Source organism: Tardiphaga sp. 215_C5_N2_1 (genome assembly GCF_052076055.1).
Taxonomy (GTDB): Bacteria; Pseudomonadota; Alphaproteobacteria; order Rhizobiales; family Xanthobacteraceae; genus Tardiphaga; species Tardiphaga robiniae.
Genome location: NZ_CP197240.1, coordinates 2,490,766 through 2,515,038, shown reverse-complemented (window position 1 = coordinate 2,515,038; position 24,273 = coordinate 2,490,766). Strand labels below are relative to the sequence as shown.

General features: G+C 61.9%; 23 protein-coding genes. 15 read left to right on the top strand and 8 right to left on the bottom strand.

The annotated features are described in order from the left end of the window. Position 1 precedes the first annotated feature (1 nt). From AB7828_RS12100 to AB7828_RS12075, 6 genes are all read left to right on the top strand, one after another. The gene (locus AB7828_RS12100) at positions 2-1,624 is read left to right on the top strand and encodes a flagellar biosynthesis protein FlgL (protein WP_231079897.1); all 1,623 of its coding nucleotides are present in this window, start codon (positions 2-4) and stop codon (positions 1,622-1,624) included. Between the two features lie 282 nt (positions 1,625-1,906). Beyond that, a complete protein-coding gene (locus AB7828_RS12095; RefSeq protein WP_441230249.1) occupies positions 1,907-4,144 on the top strand; it encodes a DUF1522 domain-containing protein in 2,238 nt (745 codons plus the stop codon). 382 nt (positions 4,145-4,526) lie between these two features. Next, positions 4,527-6,809: a DUF1522 domain-containing protein gene (locus tag AB7828_RS12090; RefSeq protein WP_231079898.1), complete on the top strand. Its 2,283-nt coding sequence runs from the start codon at positions 4,527-4,529 to the stop codon at positions 6,807-6,809. Positions 6,810-7,064: 255 nt separating this feature from the next. Further along, positions 7,065-7,442 (top strand): flagellar biosynthesis repressor FlbT, encoded by a 378-nt coding sequence (gene flbT, locus AB7828_RS12085; RefSeq protein ID WP_089265190.1) that lies wholly within the window; start codon positions 7,065-7,067, stop codon positions 7,440-7,442. Positions 7,443-7,445: 3 nt separating this feature from the next. Next, positions 7,446-7,811, top strand: coding sequence for a flagellar biosynthesis regulator FlaF (gene flaF, locus AB7828_RS12080; protein ID WP_089265189.1), 366 nt, complete (start codon positions 7,446-7,448; stop codon positions 7,809-7,811). A gap of 95 nt (positions 7,812-7,906) precedes the next feature. Then, positions 7,907-8,266, top strand: a complete 360-nt coding sequence (locus AB7828_RS12075) for a hypothetical protein (RefSeq protein ID WP_231079900.1) — start codon at positions 7,907-7,909, stop codon at positions 8,264-8,266. A 9-nt stretch (positions 8,267-8,275) separates the two neighbouring features. Here AB7828_RS12075 and AB7828_RS12070 read toward each other — a convergent pair whose 3' ends face one another. The 4 genes from AB7828_RS12070 to flgI form a co-directional block, all read right to left on the bottom strand. Further along, a complete protein-coding gene (locus AB7828_RS12070; protein ID WP_089265187.1) occupies positions 8,276-8,662 on the bottom strand; it encodes a hypothetical protein in 387 nt (128 codons plus the stop codon). A 164-nt stretch (positions 8,663-8,826) separates the two neighbouring features. Continuing rightward, positions 8,827-9,321, bottom strand: coding sequence for a hypothetical protein (locus tag AB7828_RS12065; RefSeq protein ID WP_439061806.1), 495 nt, complete (start codon positions 9,319-9,321; stop codon positions 8,827-8,829). A gap of 17 nt (positions 9,322-9,338) precedes the next feature. Continuing rightward, complete coding sequence (gene flgJ / locus AB7828_RS12060) at positions 9,339-9,686, bottom strand: flagellar assembly peptidoglycan hydrolase FlgJ (protein WP_089265185.1); 348 nt, start codon at positions 9,684-9,686, stop codon at positions 9,339-9,341. Beyond that, positions 9,686-10,810: a flagellar basal body P-ring protein FlgI gene (gene flgI / locus AB7828_RS12055; protein WP_439089871.1), complete on the bottom strand. Its 1,125-nt coding sequence runs from the start codon at positions 10,808-10,810 to the stop codon at positions 9,686-9,688. Before flgI ends, flgJ begins: the two co-directional genes overlap by 1 nt. A gap of 327 nt (positions 10,811-11,137) precedes the next feature. On the opposite strand from flgI, the gene AB7828_RS12050 reads away from it, so the two are divergent. The 4 genes from AB7828_RS12050 to AB7828_RS12035 all read left to right on the top strand — a co-directional run bounded on the left by AB7828_RS12050 (position 11,138) and on the right by AB7828_RS12035 (position 13,608). Next, on the top strand, positions 11,138-11,548 hold the full coding sequence (locus AB7828_RS12050; protein WP_089265694.1) for a flagellar assembly protein FliX: 411 nt from the start codon (positions 11,138-11,140) through the stop codon (positions 11,546-11,548). 251 nt (positions 11,549-11,799) lie between these two features. After that, complete coding sequence (gene dksA / locus AB7828_RS12045; protein WP_068735634.1) at positions 11,800-12,210, top strand: RNA polymerase-binding protein DksA; 411 nt, start codon at positions 11,800-11,802, stop codon at positions 12,208-12,210. A gap of 201 nt (positions 12,211-12,411) precedes the next feature. Beyond that, complete coding sequence (locus AB7828_RS12040; RefSeq protein ID WP_120291376.1) at positions 12,412-12,675, top strand: hypothetical protein; 264 nt, start codon at positions 12,412-12,414, stop codon at positions 12,673-12,675. 144 nt (positions 12,676-12,819) lie between these two features. Beyond that, positions 12,820-13,608 carry a fumarylacetoacetate hydrolase family protein gene (locus tag AB7828_RS12035; protein WP_120291374.1) on the top strand — a complete coding sequence of 263 codons (789 nt, stop codon included), beginning with the start codon at positions 12,820-12,822 and terminating at the stop codon, positions 13,606-13,608. A gap of 127 nt (positions 13,609-13,735) precedes the next feature. On the opposite strand, the gene flgH is transcribed toward AB7828_RS12035, so the two are convergent. From flgH to flgF, 4 genes are read right to left on the bottom strand one after another with little or no spacing between them, the layout of a single operon-like run. Continuing rightward, positions 13,736-14,488, bottom strand: coding sequence for a flagellar basal body L-ring protein FlgH (gene flgH / locus AB7828_RS12030; protein ID WP_120291875.1), 753 nt, complete (start codon positions 14,486-14,488; stop codon positions 13,736-13,738). A 5-nt stretch (positions 14,489-14,493) separates the two neighbouring features. Beyond that, a complete protein-coding gene (gene flgA / locus AB7828_RS12025) occupies positions 14,494-15,648 on the bottom strand; it encodes a flagellar basal body P-ring formation chaperone FlgA (RefSeq protein WP_441230248.1) in 1,155 nt (384 codons plus the stop codon). A gap of 5 nt (positions 15,649-15,653) precedes the next feature. Further along, positions 15,654-16,442 carry a flagellar basal-body rod protein FlgG gene (gene flgG / locus AB7828_RS12020; RefSeq protein WP_089265180.1) on the bottom strand — a complete coding sequence of 263 codons (789 nt, stop codon included), beginning with the start codon at positions 16,440-16,442 and terminating at the stop codon, positions 15,654-15,656. A 12-nt stretch (positions 16,443-16,454) separates the two neighbouring features. Next, positions 16,455-17,219 carry a flagellar basal-body rod protein FlgF gene (gene flgF, locus AB7828_RS12015; RefSeq protein WP_089265179.1) on the bottom strand — a complete coding sequence of 255 codons (765 nt, stop codon included), beginning with the start codon at positions 17,217-17,219 and terminating at the stop codon, positions 16,455-16,457. Positions 17,220-17,582: 363 nt separating this feature from the next. On the opposite strand from flgF, the gene fliL reads away from it, so the two are divergent. The 5 genes from fliL (at position 17,583) to AB7828_RS11990 (ending at position 24,272) form a co-directional block, all read left to right on the top strand. After that, positions 17,583-18,074, top strand: coding sequence for a flagellar basal body-associated protein FliL (fliL, locus tag AB7828_RS12010; RefSeq protein ID WP_093756619.1), 492 nt, complete (start codon positions 17,583-17,585; stop codon positions 18,072-18,074). Positions 18,075-18,092: 18 nt separating this feature from the next. Continuing rightward, positions 18,093-19,292, top strand: a complete 1,200-nt coding sequence (gene fliM, locus AB7828_RS12005) for a flagellar motor switch protein FliM (RefSeq protein ID WP_374725713.1) — start codon at positions 18,093-18,095, stop codon at positions 19,290-19,292. Then, the gene (locus AB7828_RS12000; protein ID WP_089265176.1) at positions 19,289-19,726 is read left to right on the top strand and encodes a DUF6468 domain-containing protein; all 438 of its coding nucleotides are present in this window, start codon (positions 19,289-19,291) and stop codon (positions 19,724-19,726) included. The genes fliM and AB7828_RS12000 overlap by 4 nt, the downstream gene beginning before the upstream one ends. Next, positions 19,723-20,493: a MotE family protein gene (locus AB7828_RS11995; RefSeq protein ID WP_089265175.1), complete on the top strand. Its 771-nt coding sequence runs from the start codon at positions 19,723-19,725 to the stop codon at positions 20,491-20,493. The genes AB7828_RS12000 and AB7828_RS11995 overlap by 4 nt, the downstream gene beginning before the upstream one ends. Positions 20,494-20,591: 98 nt before the next feature. After that, positions 20,592-24,272, top strand: coding sequence for a tetratricopeptide repeat protein (locus AB7828_RS11990; RefSeq protein WP_441230247.1), 3,681 nt, complete (start codon positions 20,592-20,594; stop codon positions 24,270-24,272). The last annotated feature ends 1 nt before the right edge of the window (position 24,273 follow it).

Below are 24,273 nucleotides of genomic sequence, written 5' to 3'. Positions count from 1 at the left end.
CATGACGATCAGTGGTGTCGGCTCACGCACATCCTATATCGGATCCGGAATTACCAATCTGCGCGATCAGCTCGACGCGCTGACGCAGCAGCTGTCGAGCGGCAAGATTTCCAACACCTATGCAGGGCAGGGCAGCGGTCGCAGTCTCGCGATCGCGCTGCGCGCGCAGATCAGCAATGTCGCGGCCTATGCCGATACTGCCGTCAATCTAAACACGCGCATCGGCGTGGCGAACCTGTCGCTGCAGCGCCTCGTGGCGATCGGATCGGATGTCAAAGGCGCCGCCGTCAGCGCCGGCAGCAATTTCGACAATACCGGTCAGACGCCGGGGCAGAAGACGGCTTCGCTCGGCTTCTTCGATTCCGTCGATATGCTGAATGCGCGGTCCGGTGACCGCTACCTGTTTTCCGGCCGCGCCACCGATACGGCGCCGGTCGCGCCCGCCGACCAGATCATGAACGGCAATGGTGCGCTCGTCGCCGGCCTCAAGCAGGTGATCGCCGAGCGCAAGACGGCCGATCTCGGTGTCAACGCAAACGGGCGCGTTGGCAGCGCAGTCGGAACCCCGGTGACCTCGGTGGTGATCTCCGAAGAGGACGCGACACCGGCACCGCCGGCTGTGGCGCAGCCCTTCGGCATGAAGGTCACCGGTGTGTCCACCACGATTGCCGGTGCGACGGTCACCCAGCCCGTCGATTTACCGGCGACCGTTCCGCCGACGCCGCCGGCAACGCCGGTGGCAAAATCGATGTCGATCGATCTTGGGGCGACCAACCCGAATGTCGGCGATCAGGTCAAGTTCACCTTCACGATGCCGGATGGCACGAAGGAAGACATCGTCCTGACCGCATCGGATAAGACACCCCTGCCAGCCAATTCGTTCTTGATCGATCCCGGTCAGCCGAACGCCGTTCCGCCGGTGGCGCCGTCATCGACGGCAACCGCAGCGAACCTCAATACCGCGCTCGGCACAGCCATGAAGGATCTCGCCAACGGGCCGATGGTGGCGGCCTCTGCGATCGAGGCTGGCGACAATTTCTTCGACCAGCCGCCGCTGCGCGTCGGGTCGACGCCGCTCGGCTCTGCAACCACGCTCGTTGCCGGCACGGCCGACAATACCGTGATCTGGTATCAGGGCGAGCAGGACACGGCCGCCAACGGCTCGGCCCGCGGATCGGCAGTCTCCCAGGTCGATACATCGATCACGGTGCAATATGGCGCACGCGCCGATGAGCAGGCCCTGCGCTCGCAATTGCAGACAGTCGCCGTGTTCGCGGCCGTGGCCGTCGATCCGGCACAACTCGGCAATGCGACCTATGCCAAGAACGCCAGTGCGCAGATCGCGGCGCTGAACCAGCGCGTGGCGCAGAACCTGGCGGATATCCCCGGCCAGCAGACGATTCAGGACATCCAGGCCGACTTCGCCGGCGCGCAGGCATCGATCAAATCGACTACGGATCGGCAGGTGCAGACCAAGGCCATGGCCCAGACGATGCTCGACTCCATCGAGGGCATCAACGACGACGAGGTCGCGACGAAGATCCTGGCGCTGCAGACCGCTTTGCAGGCTTCGTACCAGACAACGTCAAATCTTTATCAGATGAGCCTGGTTAAGTTTCTTTAACGAATTGCTTCGTGTTTACAACTTCGCCGGGTTTTGGTCGCCTCGTCAAAATCCGGGAAGCCAACCTCCCAACGATACAAAAGCACTGATAACAAACGACAAAGCCCGACTTTTACGAGTCGGGCTTTGTCGTTTTGGGGGACGGGTGCAGGTAGTCAAACACACGCACAGGGAGCGCTAAATCCGCACAATTCCCTTTACGCAATTTTAGAACCTCAGCGTCATCTTCCCTTCGTCGACCAAGAAGGTCGCTCGTTGTGTCTACCAGGAAGGTAACCAAACATGTCCGGCATTACACTCTCGTCCTCCGTCCGTCAGAACCTGCTCTCACTGCAGTCGACCGCGGACCTTCTCTCCACCACCCAGAACCGCCTCTCGACCGGTAACAAGGTCAACTCGGCGCTCGACAATCCCACCAACTTCTTCACGGCCCAGGGCCTGAACAACCGCGCCAGCGACATCAACAACCTGCTTGATGGCATCGGCAACGGCGTCCAGATCATCCAGGCTGCCAACACCGGCATCACCTCGCTGCAGAAGCTCGTCGACTCCGCGAAGTCGATCGCCAACCAGGCGCTGCAGACCACCGGCGGCTACTCCACCAAGTCGAACGTCTCCACCACGATCACCGGCGCGACTGCGTCTGATCTCCGTGGCACGGCCTCGTTCAGCAACGCTGTTGCTTCCAGCAACGTGCTGGTCGACGGTACCGCTGGCGGCACGACTGTTGCGACGGTCGCCGACACGCTCGGTGGCGTGGCTGGTACGTTCAACGGCTCGGTTGTCCAGGACAACGCGGGTACCCCGGCGAACATCACCGGCGCTACACTGCTCTACGGAGCGACCGGTGCTCTCGCGGCTGACGCAACCGCTTCGGCGTTCAAGGACGGCGACGTTCTGACAGTGAATGGCAAGTCCATCACCTTCAAGACGGGCGCGGCCCCGACCGCCGGCACGATCCCGACCGGATCTAGCTATAGTGGCAACACGGTAACCGATGGTTCGGGCAACCAGACCGTCCTCCTGAACGCCACGACGAACGTGGCCGATGTCACCAACGCTATCGACCTTGCGAGCGGTGTTCGTACCGTTAGCTCGGTTGCCAACGGTGTTGCGACTTTGAGCGGCGCGGCTGCGACCATCACTGGTGGTTCGATCGCTCTGACGACGACCACCGGCGCCAACCTGCAGATCGACGGCAAGGCCGACCTGCTGAAGTCGCTCGGTCTGACCTCTTCGAGCGGTTCGGGCAATGCGTCTGTTACGGCCTATCGCTCGACCTCGGCTGCTACGCTCGGCACGCTGATCGAAGCTGGTTCGACCTTGAACGTGAACGGCAAGACCATCACGTTTGCGGCCGGCAATGCTCCGACAGCTTCGGCAACCCACACCGGCGTGTCCGGCAAGCTGGAAACCGACGGCAAGGGCAACTCGACTGTTTATCTGGGTGACGCGACTGTTGCGGACATCCTGAAGGCTGTCGACCTCGCCACCGGCACTCAGACTGCAACGCTTGCTGCGGGCGGTGCTACCCTCGCGACAACGGCCGGCACGACGAACTCGTCGATCGGCGCTGATGGTACGCTGAAGCTGAGCACGGGTATCACGTCCGACCTCAGCATCTCCGGCACCGGCAACGCTCTGAAGGCACTCGGTCTCGGTGGCAACACCGGCAGCGCGCTGAACTTCACGGCTAACCGTGGTTCGACCCCGGGCAGCGTGGACGGCAAGACGCTGAGCTTCACGTCGTTCAACGGCGGTACCGCGGTTGACGTCACCTTCGGCGACGGCACCAACGGCACGGTCAAGACGCTCGACCAGCTGAACACCAAGCTGCAGGCGAACAACCAGACGGCGACGATCGACGCTTCGGGCAAGCTGACCATCTCGGCGAGCAACGACTACGCTTCGTCGACGCTGGGCGGTACGGCCGGCGGTGTCATTGCCGGCACGGCAACCACCCTGCTGTCGTTCTCGACCGCAACAGCTCCGGTTGCAGACGCGACTGCCCAGGCAACTCGCGCCAACTTCGTGAACCAGTTCAACGGCATCTTGACCCAGATTGCCACCACCGCTCAGGACGCGTCGTTCAACGGCGTCAACTTGCTCGGCGGCGATACGCTGAAGCTGACGTTCAACGAAACCGGCAAGTCCACGCTGAACATCACCGGCGTCGACTTCGGACCGGCCGGCCTCGGCCTGTCCAACCTGACCTCGGGAACGGACTTCCTGGACAACGCTGCGACCAACAAGGTGCTCTCCACCCTGAACGTCGCGTCGAGCTCGCTGCGTGCCCAGGCTTCGGCTTTCGGTTCGAACCTCTCGATCGTGCAGACCCGTCAGGACTTCTCGAAGAACCTGATCAACGTGCTGCAGACCGGTGCGTCGAACCTGACCCTGGCCGACACGAACGAGGAAGCGGCAAACAGCCAGGCGCTGTCGACCCGCCAGTCGATCGCCGTCTCCGCGCTGTCGCTGGCTAACCAGTCGCAGCAGGGCGTTCTCCAGCTGCTCCGTTAATAACGGCGCACTGATCATACGAAAACCAGGCGGCGGGGCAGAAAGCCCCGCCGTTTTTCGTTGTCATAATCGCTGCTCAAAGGCCCGAAAAGCTTACGCTTTTCGGGCCTTTGCCATTTTGGGACAGTTTTACGAAAGCCTTAATCCGCTGTTAACCATATCTTAAATGGTCGTCGGTCATATTCGGCCCGTGTAGGAAGCAGGTAGGTCGAGAATCGACCGCGTTTAATCCGGGATCGCCATCAGGCGGGCCGAGATTCCTCTTCCAGAAGGGCGTCAAACTTCACCGGCAGCGTCGCGGCGAGACCGAGTCTCGTCCCAGACGTACCATGCGCAATGCGACCCGAAGGTCGGCATGCGCGGGGAACAGGAAGGTTACAACATGTCAGTCGTTCTCTCGGCGTCAGTTCGTCAGAATCTGCTTTCGCTGCAATCCACCGCTGATCTGTTGTCGACCACCCAGAACCGGTTGGCGAGCGGCAAGAAGGTCAATACGGCCCTCGACAACCCGACCAACTTCTTCACGGCTGCAGGCCTCGATAGCCGCGCCAGTGACATCAATAATCTTCTCGACGGCATCGGCAACGGCGTGCAGATCCTGCAGGCGGCCAATACCGGCATCACCTCGCTGCAGAAGCTCGTGGATACCGCGAAGTCGCTCGCGAATCAGGCGCTGCAGACCCCCGTGGGCTATTCAACCAAGTCGAACGTCTCCACCACCATCGCGGGCGCAACACCGGACGATCTGCGCGGCACCCAGACTTTCGCCAGCGCGACGGCTACCAGCAACGCGGTGTATAACGGCACGGCCGGCGGTACGACGCCGGTCACTGGAGGCACCACGCTGGGCGGCGTGGCGGCATCGCTGATCGGTACGGCCGCGCCTGACGGCGCCGGTACTGCGGCGTCGCTGTCCGGCACGTTGAAACTGATCGGTACGCCTGCCGGCGCGGCGACCATCGGCGCCACGGCACAGCCGAACGACGGCGACACCATGATGGTGAACGGCAAGACGATCACCTTCCGAACCGGGCCGGCACCTACCGCGGCCACCGCTCCCGTGGGGCTTGGCGTCGATAGCGTCAATACTAACGTGGTTACCGATGGCAACGGCAACTCTACGGTCTATCTCGGTACGGCGGGCGCCCCGACCGGTAGCGTGGCCGACCTGACCAAGGCCATTGATCTCGCTAGCGGTGTGCAGAAAGCCGTCATTTCCAACGGCGTCGCGACGGCTTCAGCGTCGTCCGGCACCGTCGCATCGATTGCCGCCGGCGTCCTCACGCTGTCGACGTCCACGGGTTCGGATCTCAACATCAGTGGAAAGGCGGATTTGCTGAAGCAGCTCGGCCTGACGACATCGGTCGGCGCCGGAACGGTTTCCGTCTCGCAATCGCGCACGACGGCTCCGGGCACCATCGGAAATCTGATCCAGAGCGGCTCGACACTTTACGTCAATGGCAAGACCATCACGTTCAAGGATGCGTCCGTTCCGGCAGCGGCCAACATCCCGGCCGGCTCCGGCTCGCCGGTCGGCTCCAACCTCGTCACGGACGGTAGTGGCAACACGACGGTCTATCTCCAGGGCGGCAAGATCTCCGACGTTCTCACGGCCATTGATCTCGCTACCGGCGTGCAGACTGCGGTCAATAACGCCGCGACTGGCGTCGCCGCTCTGACCACCACGCAGGGTTCTACCGCATCGACCGTTGCCGCCAACGGCACGTTCAAGATCAGCACCGGCACGATCCAGGACCTGTCGATCAGCGGCAGCGGCAATGCTCTCTCGGCACTCGGCCTCGCCGGCAACACTGGCACGTCGACCGTGTTTACTGCGGCACGCGCCGCAGGTCCCGGTGGCATCAGCGGCACGACGCTGACCTTCACGTCGTTCAAGGGTGGCACGCCGGTCAATATTACATTCGGCGACGGCTCCAACGGCACCGTCAAGACGCTCGCGCAGCTGAACGTCGCACTGGCCGCCAACAATCTGGCAGCCACGGTCGATGCGACCGGCAAGCTGGTGATCGCGGCGGGCAACGACTACGCGTCGTCGACCATGGGCTCGGTGCTCGATGGCGGCACCATGGGCGGCACCGTGACGTCGGCGCTGAGCTTCACCAGCGCTGCGCCGCCGCTTGTCGATCTGCCGTCACAGTCGACCCGCGCCAACTTGGTTGCGCAGTACAATAACCTCATCACCCAGATTACCACGACGTCGCAGGATGCATCCTTCAACGGCGTCAACCTGCTGGCCGGCGATACGCTGAAGCTGGTGTTCAACGAAACCGGCAAGTCGACGCTGAACATCACCGGCTCGGAATTGACGCCCGCCGGTCTGGGCCTGCCGACGCTCATTTCAGGCAGCGACTTCATCGACAACGCGTCGACGAACCAGACACTGAGCCAGCTCAATATGGCCAGCACGCAGTTGCGCTCGCTGGCTTCGGCGCTCGGCTCGAATCTCTCGATCGTGCAGATCCGTCAGGACTTCGCCAAGAACCTGATCAACGTGCTGCAGACCGGATCTTCCAACCTGACGCTGGCCGACACCAATGAGGAAGCCGCGAACAGCCAGGCACTGTCGACCCGGCAGTCGATCGCGGTGTCCGCGCTGGCGCTGGCCAACCAGTCGCAGCAGAGCGTGCTCAAGCTGCTCCAGTAAGTCTGGCGGTCGCACCAAGATTACCGAACGGCGGGAGAAATCCCGCCGTTTTTCGTTGGTCGGGGTAGTCAGCGGCGCGTCGCCCGGCATCCTGGCTTTCCCCAGACTGAAGACGCCGGTCGCTGAACGCTGGTATTATTCGAATCGCAGGCGTATTTTCAGGGTTCCTGGATAGTCATGCCCGCCCGAAATGTGGCACCAGATACCGTTGGCTTTGCATGTGGCCTCACGGCCGCTGCGGGGAAGGAGAGCTGAATGCCTTTGCGAGTCGAACTGAAGCCGGGTGAGCGAATCATCATCGGTCAGAGCGTGATCACCAATTCCGATACGCGCACGGCGTTCCTGATTGATGGCGATGCGCCGATCATGCGTGAAAAGGACATCCTCACGGCGGAGACTGCAACGACGCCGGTCAAACGAGTCTATCTCTGCGTGCAGATGATGTATCTGGAGAACGATATCCCGGCCTATCAGGAGCTATATCTCGGCTTCATCAAGGAATTGATCGAAGCGGTTCCGAGTTTTCGCGAGACGATCGAGGACGTCAGTAAGCTTATTTTAAGCGGCGCGCTTTACAAAGCACTCAAGGAATTGCGTCCGCTGATCAAGCGGGAAGAAGAGTTTTTGAGGTAGCGAATGTCGATCGGTGCTCAAGCCTACGCGCGTACTGCCCAGACCACGGCGACACCGAGAGACATCGAAGCGCAAGCCCTTCTGAAAGCAGCGCGCAAGCTGCAGGACGTTGTGGCAAACTGGGACCATACCGATGCTGGTCTCGACGAAGCTCTTCTGTTCAATCGCAAGCTCTGGTCGATCTTCGTTGGCGATGCCATCAATGACCAGAATCCGGAATCGATTGAGATTCGCCAGAATATCGCCAATATCGGCATCTTCGTGCTGACGCAGTGCACCGCCTTGCAGCATGTTCGCCAGGTCGAACATCTGCAGTCGCTGATCGATATCAATCGCAATATCGCCGCAGGTCTGTCCGGGCGTCCGTGAGCCTCCCTGAAATCCGTAACGATAGCTTAATGATCGGCGATGCCTAATAGCGCCGGATCAGCGGGCGATTCGAAACCGCGCGCGACGGGGCTGAGATGGCAGACGTTCTGAGCATTCTTTCGACGGCTTACAAGACCACCGTGCCGGTCACGGCAGGTAAGTATGTGGCGGTGGATCCCGAAACCTATAAGGGTAGCTGGGAAGGCAAATACGCCAACGGCAAGAAGTTCGAAATAGCCATCTCGCAGGTCGACGGCTTTCGTGCTCAGGTGAAGTACAAGAGCGAGGGAACCGTCAAGTATCAGCAGGTGCTAATCAAGGACAGTGCGTTCCGGGTGGGTGATACCAAGTTCCAGCTCAACGGCGACAACAAGGCAATCATCAAGACCGTCGTGACCGACGCCGCGACGGGCAGCACCTATCTTGATACGGCCTACGCTACGCGCGATACGTGATCGGCGCAGTTAGACGCTGCGATCCGTTTCCATACGTCGATCAAGCAACTTTGCATCCTGCTTCAGCGTGTCCATGGCGCGCAGATAGGCGCGGGAACGAAGTCGCGATTCCTCAGGATACTGGTCGATCACCTGGTTGGACTTCTTGTCCACAGACACGAAGACGATCTCGCCTGCGCCCTTGTCGATGATGACTTCCTTCGAAATCCGATCGCTATCGACCTGCTGATAGTTCGCCGCAGAAATGTTCGGCTGCAGTACACGGGGCGCTGCTGACACGGTCTTGTCGGGGGGCAGTTGCGTAGGCACAGCTTCACGCACCGCTTCTGGTGCGGGTCGTATCACTGGCGTGGCAACCGGTGCCCCCACCGGTTTGATATTGAAGTCGGCACCCATGGCAGCCCTCCTGGCTCCATTCGATAAATCCCGACCCGTTCCCAACCGACATTATGCACCGAACGGCTGAATCCGGTGCTTACTTGCGCGCTGCAATTTAAGTTAAAAGATAGCAATGCCGCGGCGCATCAAACGCGCCCACGGTCGCATGACCAATTATACGATCAAAGTGACCGGCTGACGACAATGGGCGTCATGTTGACCCGGCCCGGCTGAGCCTGCCGACCGGCCGCCGTATAGGTCTGCGGAATATTACGCTTCTGAACCTCGGCATTGACGCCGCGGACGATACCTTCCGATACTGCATGCGCGGTGGCGAGCACGGTCAGATTGACCTGCAGCATCGCGCGGAACACGTCATGGTGTTTGCGCAAGGCCGAGAGCAGGTCGGGCGTCGTCTGCGCGAGATATGTCTGGCTGATCTTGAGCAGCGAGATCATCGCAATGTAACGACGCGAAATGTCCGCCTTCGGAGCTTCGAGCTTGATGGCCTCGCGGATATGGCCGTTGCGGACCAGCGCCGTCTCCTGTTCGATGATGGCGAGGAGCTCGTTCATCACCTTCATGAGTTCGTCGGCGAGCTGGCGGGCTTCCATCAGCGTGGCGACCGAACGCGGTGCGGCGATCGGGGCGGCTTGCTGGCGTTGCGCATTGTTCATGGCGGTGTCCTCTGCGATCAGCTGGCGCGATTGGCTTGCTGGATGATGAGTGAACGAAAGACTTCGTTGGAGATGCCGACGCCGCCGGCCTTGGCGAAGGACTTCGAATATTCGTCTGTCAGCATCGAGCGCCATGCGCCGGTGCCGGTGGTATCGCCGAACGGGCCTTCACCCTTGATGCCCGATGTCATCTGCGAGAACATCGTGTTGATGAACATCGCCTCGAAATCTTCGGACTGCTTGCGCGTCTTGGCCTGAGCTTGCGGCGATACTTTCTGCAGCGCATCGATCAGGTTCTGATCGGGGCGGCCGTTGATGGTCGGGTGTTTGGCCTGATAGGCGGCGACAGCGGTGTTGACGTTCATCACATCACCTCGATGTCGGCCTGGATGGCGCCCGCGGCCTTGATGGCCTGCAGGATGCCGATCAGGTCGCGCGGGCCGATGCCGAGTCCGTTGAGGCCGTCGACGAGCTGCTGCAGCGAAACGCCGTCTTTCACGAGAGCGAATTTCTTGCCGTCTTCGGTCACGCCGACACGTGTGCTTGGCGTGACGACAGTGCGGCCGTTGGAGAATGCATTGGGCTGGCTGACATTGGCGCTCTCCGAAATCGTCACGGTGAGATTGCCTTGCGCCACCGCGACGGTGGCGACGCGCACGTCGCGGCCCATCACGATGATGCCGGAGCGTTCGTCGATGATGATCTTGGCGGCCAGATCCGGTTCGACCTGCAGCTGCTCGATCTCGGTGAGCAGCGCGACAACGTTGCCCTTGAACTCCGGCGGGATCGACAGCTGCACGGTGGAAGGATCGATCGGTTCGGCGGTCTTGGATCCCAGGAAGTCGTTGACGGCGGCGGCAATGCGCTTGGCCGTGGTGAAGTCGGGGTTGCGCAAAGCGAGGCGCACATTGGGCAGGCGGTTCAGCGCGAATTCGATCTCGCGCTCGATGATGGCGCCATTGGCGATGCGGCCAACGGTCGGCACGCCGCGGGTGATGCTGGCGGCAGCGCCTTCGGCGGCAAAGCCATTGATGGCGAGGGAGCCCTGGGCGACGGCGTAGACGTTGCCGTCGGCGCCGAGCAGGGGGGTGACCAGCAGGGTGCCGCCGGTCAGGTTCTTGGCATCGCCAAGCGCCGAGACGGTGACGTCCATGCGGGTGCCCTGGGTGCCGAAGGCGGGCAGGTTGCCGGTCACCATGACGGCGGCCACGTTGCCGGTGCGCAGCGTCTGGCCACGAATGTTGACGCCCATGCGTTCCAGCATCGCCTGCAGCGACTGGCGGGTGAACGGGATGTTGTTGAGGGTGTCGCCGGTGCCGTTGAGGCCGACCACGAGGCCGTAGCCGATCAGCTGGTTCTGCCGGACGCCTTCGATATTGGCGAGATCCTTGATCCGCGACGTCGCATGTGCCGACACCGCCTGCACGAGCAGCACGAGCAGCACCGTACAGGCCGTCTGACAGAATCGGATCGAAGGTAGGCTCGGCATCCTCTGCTCCCCGCTGAGGTCTTCACTGGACCGCTCGCCACTCCCATGACGACGATCCAGCCTTCACTATGCGAGTGCCGTGCCAGCGTTCTAAATCGGTATAAGACGTTGATTTATAATGTGAATGATAAAGGCTCTGGGGCTGGACAAGCGGCTTGCGCTCCGGCGAAAGTGCCGCCTGCGGCAGATTTTGCCGGGCCGTTTACGATTGATTAACCATAAAAGACGACCTTTCCGGATGGAGGTCCGTTTACGCTCGCGATGGTACTGAGCGAACGGCAAGCCGCCGTGGGCCGGGATCGGCCATTACCCTTGCTGGACACGCCGATGCGCATTTACGGACCGAACGGCACTACATTCGGAGCCCCGTCGTCAGGAGCGAAGAAAACCAGTTCGACCGGGTTTTCGTTGCCTGATGCGACACCGACCTCCGAGACCAAACCGACCGTAGCGCCTCGGGCGGCCAACAGCATCGATGCGCTTCTGGCCATGCAGAGCGTCGAAGATCCCATGGAGCGTCGCAAGCGCTCTGTGAAGCGCGGCCGTGGCGCGCTCGATGTCCTCGATGAACTCAAGATCGGCCTGCTCACGGGCTCGATCAATCCGGCCATGGTGGCGCGGTTGCGCAGTGCGGCAGCCAACCTCAAGGAATCATCCGGCGAACCCGGTCTGGACGCCGTGCTCTCCGAGATCGAGCTCCGGGTCGAAGTTGAGCTGGCCAAGGCCGGCCAGGTCTAAGTCGGCGAGGCCGGCCCCAAGCGCGGCTGAAACCCGCATAAGCGCTGTTTATAGCTGCTCAAATGGCTCTTTGACCAACAGACCGCGCCGGGGCTGCGGTGCGCTGCAGCAGCACGGTTCCGGCCCTAAACCCGGCGGTGGATGGCCGTTCTGGAGGTATCCTGACGTTATTGTCTGTCACATGACCTAGCTATATAAGCTGCGGCGCGGCCGGTCATTTCCGGCGCCTTGCACGCATAGATGGATTGGCCTTGGACAAGTTGAAAAGCTATCGCCCCTCCGAAAAAGAGCCTTTCATGAACGACCGGCAGCGCGACTATTTCCGCGCGAAATTGCTGGCCTGGAAGGAAGAAATCCTCCGTGAATCGAAACTCACCCTGCAGGCTTTGCAGGAGGAGAACGTCAATCACCCCGACCTCGCCGACCGGGCATCGTCGGAAACCGACCGCGCCATCGAACTGCGGGCACGTGATCGGCAGCGCAAGCTGATCTCCAAGATCGATGCCGCGCTGCTGCGCATCGAGGATAATACCTACGGCTATTGCGAGGAGACCGGCGAGCCGATCTCGCTCAAGCGGCTAGAAGCCCGCCCGATCGCAACACTCTCCGTGGAAGCCCAGGAGCGCCACGAGAAGCGCGAAAAGGTCTATCGCGACGAATAGTCTTTCCGATACCAAACGGCCGCCCATCGGGCGGCCGTTTTTCATTTCGGAGTTCCGGAAGGCAATCACGCATGCTGTGCGATGCACTGATCTGCGATGACTGCACTGCAGCACGGCGACATTCTTAAACACGGGAATATGAACGTCATCATTCGCCGATAGGACGTAGGCTGGATCCACAAAAAAACGGGAGGATGAACAATGGCTGCGCCTGCCTCTTATGATCCCGATACGATCGCGCTGATGCGGAATGTTCTTCAAAAGGTAGTCGCAAGGGTGCCGGAGCAGCACCGCACCTCCTGCAATCAGGCCGCGATCGCCTCGCGCATCCTTGCGACTGCTGCGCAGGGCCGGCGTTCTGAAGATGTCCTGACTACGGAGGCTTTGGCCGAGGTGAAGGAGATCTTCACCGGGCCTGCGGGGATGCGTCGGCTTCATGAAGACCTGACCAGGGTCTTCGGCTGAGCTTCAAGATCTTGATGGGCGCCGCATAGATATCGTGTCGATATTATTCATCGACGTCGCGTCAGGTTGCAAAGCCTGATGGCGATCGGTACCCGTTTTGCCTGTGTCTCGGCATTAGCCGTCCGACAGGCGAAGGGACCTCCAATGGACAAAGCTCTGGCGATTGCGGAGATACTTGCTTACGCACGCCGCAACCGCTCGCCGTTGTCGGTGTTGCCGCCAGAAGCGGTCTTACGTGACGAAACCGAGGGGTATTGGGTACAGGATGCATTGCATGATTTGCTGGCGCCGGATTTCGGCACGCAGGTCGGTCACAAGATCGGCTGCACGAGCCCGGTGATGCAGCAATATCTCGGCATCCCGCATCCCTGCGCGGGCGGCCTCTATATGAGCGGCGTGCACGCCACCGGAGCATCTCTCCGCTATGGCAACTATGTCCATGTTGGCGTCGAGTGCGAAATTGCAGTCCGCCTTGGACGTGATGCTGTGCCGTCCGATGACCCGTTCACTGCGGAGACGATCGCATCCTCGATCGAGGCGTACTATCCCGCCATCGAGATCGTCGATGATCGTTATGCAGACTGGCGCAGTATGGATGCGCCGACACTGATCGCGGATGATTTCTTTGCAGCAGGATGCGTACTTGGCGCGCCGGTCGCGCGCGCAAGGTTGCCGGACCTTGTGTCGGTGATCGGCCGTGCTGTCATCAACGGCGTCGAAGTGGGGCGCGGCACTGGCGCCGATGTACTCGGCCATCCGCATCACGCACTGGCATGGTTGGCCAACCATCTCGCAGCTAGCGGCAAGGTGTTGCTGGCCGGAGAATTCGTCCTCACTGGCAGCCTGGTGCAGACGGCGTGGCTCAATGCCGGAGATCACGTCCGAATGGAATTGCTCGGCCTTGGCAGCGTCGAGGTGGATTTCAAGAGCTGACGAATGATTGCGCCGCGTTTCGAGTCCGTCCAGAACGACGACGGCCTTCCGCCAGGGGAGCTGACGGAAGGCCGCGCGTGAACACCTCATCGCGTGGGAGCACGATGAGATGTGGGAGCTCGTAACGTTAGAAGGGCAGCAGCACGTCCATCACTTGCTGGCCGTAGCGCGGCTGCTGGACATCCGAAATCTGACCGCGGCCGCCATAGGCGATGCGGGCTTGGGCGATCTTGGCGCTGTCGATGGTGTTGTCGCTCTGAATGTCTTCCGGGCGCACGATGCCGGCTACGATCAGTTCGCGGATTTCGTAGTTGACGCGGATTTCCTGCTTGCCCTCAACCACGAGGTTGCCGTTCGGCAGCAATTGCGTGACCACTGCGGCAACGCTGGTCTGCAACGCTTCCTGCCGCGCCACCGATCCTTTGCCGTCGCTCGACGACGATCCGTCAGCCGTCAGCAGACGGCCGGGCAGGACCGAGGCGGCCGAACCTGTCAGCAGCTTGCTGCCCGCAAAGTCGGTGATCCCCGAGTTTTCCGTATTGGTGCGGCTGCGCTGGGTCTCGTTGGCGATATTGGCCTTGTCGGTGAAGTTCACGGTGACCGTGAGAATGTCGCCGATCTGGCGTGCGCGCTGATCCTTGAAGAAGGCGCGCGATCCGCTGCGCCATAGCGAGTTGGCGTTGTAGGACGCGACCTCCGGCTTCGGCATCGGCATCTGCACCGGCTTGTAGCCAGGCTGTGTCGTTGGGTTTTCTATCGCCGTGAGCGCCGGTTTCTCGCCGATGGACGCGAGACGGTCGATCGATGAACAGCCGCTGGCAGCAAGGCCGACCGTAAGAAGCGTAGCGCCGGTGGCGAAGGGACGATGGAACTGGAACATCAACTTTACTCAGCTTTTCGAGAAACAGGCACGTGGTCGTTGGCAGCAAGCGCGACGGGAGAGGTGGCAGCGGGAGAGTCGGTCAGGGGAGGTCTGGCCTGGGAGATTTTTTCGGACGGGAGAGACTCGCGGGTTGGGGCAAGAGTTGGCGCGGGAGCTTCGACCTGCGCGGGGAGACGCGGCGACGGAGCGGAGACGGCGACCTGGCCGCGACCGACCACGACGCCGGAGACGGTGCGCTTGGACTGCAGGTTGATCACATTGACCACGTCGCCTTCGGTGCCGCCTTCGATGGCCTTGCCGCGCAGCGTCAGGTAAAGCCCAGCGGTTTCGTAGATCAGCGTCACCGCCTGATCGCGGGTGACCAGGTCAGGCTTGGCGAGGTCGGCATTGCGGATTGCCTGACCGGCGCGCAGTTGGCGGCGGCTCTGCATCCCCACGGCGCGGTCGCGCGTTACGCCATCGTTACCGACTTCGGCTTTCGGGCGACGCTCGACAACAACATCGGAAGATTTCAGCACCTCATTGCGTTCGACGCCGCGGACCAGCACCGCCGCTTCCACGGTCTCAACGGCACTGCCGGTGAAACGCAGCTTGGTGGCAGACACATTGGAATCGTTGCCGATCGCAAAGGTGACGTCGAAACGGCCGCTACGTGCGTCGAACCGGACCGCGACAGGCTGCAGCGCGCCGGTATTGCTAGCGTCAAGCTGCAGGCCCTGGACTTCGCGATCGAAGGTCAGGCTCAGATTGGCGGCGGCACCAAGGCCGTGGCGGTTCTCCAGCGACTGCGCGACTTGGTTCTCGATATCCTTGCTCTCGATGCTGCGCGACAGTCGCGTCACGGTGATGGACTTGAGCTCGCGTGTATCGACGCCAATCACCTGATGCTGCCGCAACGCCGCGATGACCTGCGCGATTGACAGCGTGCCGACGGTGCCGAGATCGGGCGCCCGATAGATTGCGATCTGCGCGGTGGGGCCGGCATTGTCGATGACATCGCCAATCCGCACCACGTCGCTGGACACGGTGACGTTGGCGCGCAGCGTTGGCGATGCGATGACCTCGTCGCGCTGCGCCTGGCCGAGCGCAGCGGTGGCCGCTGCTGCGAGCAGGGCGGTGGCGAGGAGAAGCGAACGCATGGCTGATGTCATGATCATTCTCCTCAGCGGAACATGCCGGCGGTGGATTGCAGCATCTGGTCGGCGGCGCTGATGACCTTGGCGTTCATCTCATAGGCGCGCTGCGCGGCGATCAGGTCCGAGATTTCGGTGACGACTTCGACATTGGCCATTTCGAGGTTGCGCTGCTGCATGTCGCCGAAGCCGTCGGCATTGGCGACGCCGTCCTGCGGTGGGCCGGAGGCCGGTGTTTCGGTGAACAGGTTGTCACCGATCGAATTGAGGCCGGCCTTGTTGATGAAGCGGGTGAGGCTGATCTGGCCGAGAACGGTCGGGGTCGTCGAGCCCGGTACGATGACCGAGACCTGGCCCTGCGCATTGATCGAGAGTTGCGACGATGCCTGGGGAATCGAGATCGTCGGCTGCAGCAGGTTGCCCTGCGGGTTGACGATGCGGCCCTGCTGGTCAGTGGAAAACGTACCATCGCGGGTATAGGCGAAGGTGCCATCGGTGAGCTGGATCTTGAAGAAGCCTTCGCCGCGGACCGCGATATCGAGATCGCCGCCGGTTGCCGACAGCGTGCCCTGGGTCATCATGCGCGGAGTGCCGACGGTCTTCACGCCGCCGCCGATATCGACGCCGACCGGAATGACTGTGCCCTGATCCGATGCTTGCGCACCGACGCGGCGAACGTGATCGTAGATGAGGTCCTGGAATGCGGCACGCTGCTTCTTGAAGCCGGTCGTGCGCATGTTGGCGATATTGTTCGAGATGACCTGGACGTTGAGTTCCTGGGCCGCCATCCCGGTCGCTGCAGTGTAAAGAGCGCGCATGGGTCAGATTCCTTAAGCCGGAACGTCGGCAAGTTTTTCGATGGCGGAGCGCCGCGCGTCGCCTTGCGACTGCAGCATGTTGGACAGCTCGGTATAGGCGCGGGTGACGTCGATCATCCGGGTCATTTCGACGACCGAGCTGACGTTCGACTTTTCGATGAAGCCCTGGTTGAGCTTCGACGTGGTGGACGGCTGCGGATTGGCGCCGGGACCGGCCGAGAACAGGTTGGAGCCTTCCTTCACCAGCCGCTGGGGCTGCGCGAAGTTGACCATGCGAATCTTGCCACGCACGGAGTCGATGCGGTTGATGCCTTCGAGCACCGTGACCGTGCCGTCCTGCGAGATGTTGATGTCGTGGTCGGTCTGCTGGAACACGATCGGGCCATTGGCGCCGAGCACCGGTGCGCCCGATGCAGTCACGAGCTGGCCCTGCGAATTGATCTGCATGCCGCCGTCGCGGGTGTAGCGCTCGCCGTTCGGGGTCTGCACCGCGAGGAAGGCGTTGCCGTCGATGGCGACATCCAGCGGATTCTTGGTCTGCTCGGTCGCGCCGCCGGTGAAATCATGCATCGTGGCGCGGTCCTGCACGAAGGACACGCGGCGGTCGCGGCCGACGAAGTTGTCTTCGCGGGCGGCCGGGCTCAGATACTCCTCGAAAATCGTCCGCTCGGCCTTGAAGCCGCTCGTGTTGATATTCGCAATGTTGTTCGCCACGACGTCCATCTGACGCCGAAGCGTCATCTGCCGCGACAGTCCGACGAGAAGCATATTCTCCATCGGTGGTTCTCCCCTAAGTTCGCGCGGGTCGCTCTCCCAAGCTCGCTGCGGATCCCGTAAACCGCACAGCTCTCCCAAGCCGCGGTTCGCAGACTACTTAGCGAAAGCCGTGCCAAGTCAAAAAGCTGATATTTTTCAATTTGTTGGTGGTTTTCAGGGCGCGAAAGCAGGCGGCAGAAAGGTCTTGTTGACCATATTTGCCGGCAGAATTTTCCTAGTTGAGCGTCAAAAGAAAGATTCCGTTAACCATTGCGACCTAGCGTCACGATCACACAGGGCCTTGGGCGCTGGCAGCATTTTGTATCGCGTCTTTATTGCCTGCTTTGCAGCATCGAGCTCATCCCAACCCCGGACGGGCAGGCGATGGCGGATACGGAAACTTCAGAAAGCACCCCGACCGGGGACGAGGCGGCAGCTCCCAAGAGCAAATTCAAGCTGATCGCAATCGTCGCGGGCGTGCTGGTGCTTGCAGCGGGCGGTGGCGGCTGGTTCTTCCTGAAGGGACATCCCAAGGAAGAGAAGAAAGAGGCCGCGCCGGCTGCGAAGCCGCTCGCCTTCATCGATGTGCCGGAAATCCTGGTGAACCTTGCCGGTCAGCCGGGCGAGCGCGTGCAATATCTCAAGGCCAAGATCGTGCTCGAGGTGAAGGAAGCGCCGTTGGTGGCGCAGATCACGCCGTCGATGCCGCGCATCACCGACATGTTCCAGGTTTACCTGCGCGAACTGCGCACCACCGATCTGAACGGCTCCGTTGGCATGTTCCGGCTGAAGGAAGAGCTGACGCGGCGCGTCAATGCCGCGATCTCTCCTCATCACGTGAACGCTGTGCTGTTCAAGGAAATCCTCATTCAGTGAGGAATTGGATTTAGGCTGATGTCTACCGAACAGGTCGATCAGGACGCAATTGCCGCCGAATGGGAAGCGTCTCTGGATTCAGAGGATCCCGTTGAGGCGGCGAAAGCGGCTGCCGAAAACGAACTCACCGGCACCATGGCGGAGCAATGGGCCGCCATGGTCGAGGATGGCGGTCGCGATATCGGCGGCGGCAAGAACGGCGGCGAGCGCGTTCTCTCGCAGGAAGAAATCGACAACCTCCTCGGCTTCAGCGTCAACGAGGTCCATCTCGACGAGAATTCCGGCATTCGCGCCATCATCGATTCCTCGATGGTGTCGTATGAGCGTCTGCCGATGCTCGAAATCGTGTTCGACCGTCTGGTGCGGTTGATGACCACGAGCCTGCGCAATTTCACCTCCGACAACGTCGAAGTCTCGCTCGATCGCATCACTTCGGTGCGCTTCGGCGATTATATGAACTCGATCCCGCTGCCTGCCGTGCTGTGTGTGTTCAAGGCAGAGGAGTGGGAGAATTTTGGCCTCGCCACCGTCGATTCCAGCCTGATCTATTCGATGATCGACGTGCTGCTCGGCGGTCGCCGCGGTCAGGCTTCGTTGCGCATCGAGGGCCGTCCCTACACCACCATCGAAACCAATCTGGTGAAGCGCCTGATCGAAGTCGTGCTGGCCGACGCTGAACAGGCGTTCCGGCCGCTGTCGCCGGTGAGCTTCAACATCGATCGGCTTGAGACCAATCCGCGCTTTGCCGCCATCAGCCGTCCGGCCAATGCCGCCATCCTGGTGCGCCTGCACATCGACATGGAAGACCGCGGCGGCAATATCGAATTGCTGCTGCCGTATGCGACGATCGAACCGATCCGCGCCGTGCTCATGCAGATGTTCATGGGCGAAAAATTCGGCCGTGATCCGATCTGGGAAAGCCATCTCGCCACTGAAATTGCTCAGGCCGAGATCGCCGTCGACGCCGTGCTGTATGAGGCGGAGATCCCGTTGAAGCAGCTGATGCTTCTCAAAGTGGGTGATACGCTGCCGCTGGAAATGCGGGCGGATGCCCTTGTTGCCGTCCGTTGCGGAGCCGTGACCTTGACTGAAGGTCGCATGGGCCGTGTCGGCGACCGCGTTGCCATTAGAGTCACGAAACAATTACGCAAGCCTAACACAACCTTCGCCATGTTTGAGAAGGCTGATGAGCAAACTAAATTGATGGAGGCACAATGAGTCATTCATTAGGAATTGTGATCGAGAGCCTGGTTGCGGTGCTTCTGATCCTGACCATCGCCTATTGCATGTTGCTCAATAAGCGCCTGAAGCGCCTCAAGGCGGACGAGCAATCGTTGAAGGCCACGATCGGCGAGCTCATCACCGTGACCGAGATCGCCGAGCGTGCGATCGGCGGACTCAAGCTTACCGTGCGCGACGTCAACGAGAATCTCGGCAGCCAGATTTCGGCGGCAACGGCGCTGGCCGATCAACTGAAAGCCCAGCTCGCCGAGAGCGACGCCGTCGTACGCCGGCTATCGAAGATCGCGGTGGCGGCACGGCCGCTCACCGAAACCGACCCTGATGCGCCGCGGGTGTCCGCAGCGCGGGCCAATGCCGCGGCAGCGCAGGCGTTTGCCGAGCGGAGGAGGCCTGACGGCATCGCTGCATGAAAGCTTTTCGGGACGTTCGTATTCTTCCTGTCGTCTTGGTGGCGGTTTTTGGGCTGGCGATTCTCAAGATCGCCGGCCTGGTGATCGATGGCGGCTACGTGTTCAATTATGATCCGCAGCCTCAGCCTACGAAAGGATCGTGGGCGCAGGAGATGTTCAACTTCCCGGGCGGCAAGCCAGTGGACGGCGATATTACCGGCTCGGTGTCAGCCAAGAAGGAAGAGCCGAAGCCCGCGGTAGCGGCGCCTGCAGCGATCGAGCCGACCAGCAACCCGCCTGTCGAACTGTCTCCTCAAATCTCGCCGGCCGAACGGGCGATCCTCGAACGGCTGCAAGCGCGCCGTCAGGAGCTGGAGGCGCGTGCACGTGAGATCGACATTCGCGAGAGCCTGCTGAAGGCCGCGGAAAAGCGCATCGAAACCCGCGTCGATGAATTGAAGGGCGTCGAAGCCGGTATCAAAACCGCGAACGACCAGAAGAGCGAAGTCGATGCCGCCCGCTTCAAGGGTATCGTCACCATGTATGAAAGCATGAAGCCGAAGGACGCCGCGAAGATCTTCGACCGGCTGGAAATGCCGGTGCTGTTCGAGATCGCCTCGCAGATCGCGCCTCGGAAGATGTCCGACATTCTCGGTCTGATGCAGCCGGAGGCCGCTGAACGCCTCACCGTGGAACTGGCGCGCCGCGCCTCGGGCGGCGAACGATCAGCCGCGGCGGTCGAACTGCCCAAGATCGAAGGCAGGCCCATCCAGCAGGGCCGGAATTAAAGAAATTAATTAACAAATCCTTAGAGCGCGGAATCTAGATTCGACACAGGGCGGGCGAGTGGTCGTCCTTCGAGCATCGGGCTGAGAGACACTTCTGAATGGCACGGACGGCTGCCGTTGCATGTTGGACGCAAGCTCGCGCATGGACGCGGGCCGTTCGACGTTGTGCGGTCCTCGCGGGCATTGTCTGTCTTGCGCTGTCGTTCCCGGATGCCGCATCTGCGCAGGCGGTGAGGGGCACCGCCAGCATGGGCACGTCGGGCGGCTATGGCCGCATCGTGCTGAAGCTTGCCGAGGACGTGGAGTCCGAGGTGACGCAGGCCGGCACTATTCTCGTCATTCGCTTCAAGCGGCCGGTCGATATTCCTGTCGAGATTCTCGGTGACGCCGCCCCCGACTATATCGGCTCCGCACGCCGCGATCCCGATGGCACGGCGATCCGTCTCGCTTTGTCACGCAGGGTGACCGTCAATTCGATGACGGCGGGCGAGCGCATCTTCATCGATCTGTTGCCCGACAGCTGGAAGGGCATGCCGCCCGGTTTGCCGCAGGATGTGGTCAAGGAATTGTCGGAGCGCGCGCGCGCGGCAGAGCGCGCCTTGCGCCAGCAACGCGCTGCCGCGGAAAGCCAGAAGAAGCCGCCGATCCGCGTACGCGCATCCGTGCAGCCGACCTTTGTGCGCTTCGTGTTCGAGACCGGCGGCGTCGGTGTGTCGTCGGTGCTGAACGAGAAGACGCTGACGCTGACCTTCAATGCCGGTCTGGTGTTCGATCTCGCCGATGCCAAACTGTCCGCACCCGCCAATGTCGCATCGATCGGTCAGGCGATGGACGGCAACCGGACCGCCGTCGAGATCGGCTTGATCGGCGACGTCGATGTGAAGTCGTTCCGCGAGGACAAGAGCTACGTCGTCGACATCGGCTTCCAGCAGAATGAAAAGCCGTCGCCGCTGGCCAAGCTGCCGGTGGCCGCTCCTGCGGACGAGAAACCGCCGGTCGCGGCGAAGCCTCCCGAGGTCGAGAAGCCCGCCAGCGTTCCGGCACAGCGCTCCGGCGAGATCGTGCCGCCGACCTCCGAGACGATCGCAAAAGAGATCGTTCCGGAGAAGAAGGTCGAGGTTGCGACGGCTGCACCGGCAGCGCCCGTCGCGGCAGCGAAGCCGGAAGAGCCAAAGCCCGAGGCGGCCAAGGTCGCTGAATCACCCAAGCCTGCGCCGGCAGCCGAGCCTGTTGTCGTAGCTCCTGCCAAAGAAACACCGCCGCCTGCGCCTGTCGTTGCGGCGGCCCCTGCTGCTGCACCCGTTGCTGCTGCGCCGACCGAACCGGCGGGCATGCCGGTTGAGGTCAAGCGCAGCAGCGACGGCGTGCGCATAGCCTTTGCCTTTCCATCGCAAACGCCGGTGGCTTTGTTTCGCCGCGGCGATATCCTGTGGCTGGTGGCAGATTCGACGCGGCCCATCGACACCGCGCCGATCCGCCGCGATAGCGGATCGATCATTGCCGATGTGAGCACGATCCCGCTGGAGAAGGGGCAGGCGATCCGCATCCGCCTCAATCGCCCGCAATTGGCTTCTCTCACGACCGACGATCCCGCCGGCGCAGGACAGGCCTGGTCGCTGATGCTGGCCGACACCCGGCAGACGCCGTCGCAGCCGCTGTCCGCCGTGCGCAATATTGCCGATCCCTCGCGCGCCAGCGTGCAGGTGCCATTGGCCAAGCCCGGTCTGAAACATCGCCTGGTCGATCCGGATGCGGGCGACACGCTCAACATTATCACCGCGTTGCCACCATCGCGCGGATTCATCCGCCGCCAGGACTTCGTTGAATTCTCGTTGCTGGAATCCATCCACGGCGTCGTGGTTCAGGTGAACTCCGACGACGTGTCCGTTGAAGCCAGTATCGACAAGGTGATGCTCACCAAGCCCGGCGGCCTGACGCTGTCGGCAGCCGATGCAGCGCCGCAACGTGCGTCGACGGTCGCCCGGCCGATCTTCGATGTCGGCCAGTGGCGCAAGGATCAGGAAGGCCCGTTCAACGCGCGCTTCGACGAGTTGATTGACGCGATGTCATCGGCCGAAGCCAGCTCGCTGCCGCAGGCGCGGATGGATCTGGCCAAATTCTACATGGCACGCGGCATGTACCACGAGGCCAAGGGCGTCGCCGATCTCGCGATCGCGGACACCAAGGTCGGCGAGGAAAGCCCTGTCGCGCTGATCGTTCATGCGGTGGCCAGCGCGATGATGGGGCGTCCCGAACAAACCCTGAAGGATATCGCCAATCCGGTGCTTGGGCCGGGTTACGATGGTGAATTGTGGAAGGCTCTCGCCTACGCCAAACAGGAAAAATGGGTCGAGGCGCGCGAGCGTTTCAAGAATGCCGAATTCACGCTCGCCGCGCTGCCGGCCGATCTGCAGCGTGCGGCCCTGATGCTCGCGCTGCGGGCCTCGCTCGAGGTCAAGGACTATGCCGGCGCGTCGTCGCGCGGCAGTGAGCTCGAAACGGTCGGCATCTCGCCGGAGATCAAGCCCGCGGCCATGCTTCTCAGCGGCTGGCTCGATGAGGCGCTCGGCCGCGAGAAGGATGCGCTGTCGAAGTATCAGGACGTCACCGGGTCGGTGGATCGTCAATCCGCAGCGGAAGCCAAGCTGCGCGAAATCAATTTGCGCCAGAAGCGCAACGAGATCAGTAGCGAGGACGCGCTGCATGATCTCGAAGTGCTGGCAGTGACCTGGCGCGGCGACGGCACGGAAGTGCAGGTGCTGCAGATCCTGTCGCGCATGTATGCCGAACTCGGCCGCTACAATGACTCGCTGCTGGCCGCCCGTACGGCCACCGAGCGCCAGGCCAACAGCGAAGCCGCGCGCCAGGTGCAGGACGAGGCGCAAGCGCTGTTCTCGCAAATTTATCTGTCGCCAAAGGGCGACAGCCTGCCGCCGGTCGATGCGCTGGCGATGTTCTACGAGTTTCGCGAGCTGACCCCGATCGGCCGCCGCGGCGACGAAATGATCCGCCGTCTTGCAGATCGTCTCGTGGCCGTCGATCTGCTCGATCAGGCCGCCGAGCTTCTGCAGTATCAGGTCGATCACCGTCTTGAGGGCGCTGCACGCTCGCAGGTCGCTGCGCGTCTAGCGATGGTCTATCTGATGAGCCGCAAGCCCGACCGCGCCATCGCCGCGCTGCGCACGACGCGGATAGCCGATCTCAATGGCGAGCTGCGTCAACAGCGGCTGCTGCTCGAGGCGCGGGCGCAGAGTGACATCGGCCGCCGCGAGCTGGCGCTCGACATCATCTCTCATGTCAGCGGACGCGAAGCGATCCGGCTCCGCTCGGACATTTACTGGTCGTCGCGGCGCTGGCGGGAAGCCTCCGAACAGATCGAACTCTATTATGGCGACCGCTGGCGGGATTTCTCGCCGCTGACGCCAAGCGAAAAGAGTGACATCATCCGTGCTGTCGTGGGTTATGCGCTGGCGGAAGACGCCCTCGGTCTCGCGCGTTTCCGCGAAAAGTATGCGCCGCTGATGAATGTCGGTGCCGACAAGATCGCCTTCGACACCGCGAGCAAGCCGACCTCGACCAACTCTTCGGAATTCGCCGCCATTGCCAAGATGGCCGCGTCCGTCGATACGCTCGACGGCTTCCTGCGCGAGATGAAGACGCGTTTCCCTGAAAGCAGCGCCAAGGCGATCCTGCCCGGCGCCAGTGCCGATCCGATGCCGACCGGTTCGCTGAAGCCGCAGCCGGTGGTCAATGTCCGCAAGATCGAGATGACGCGGTAGG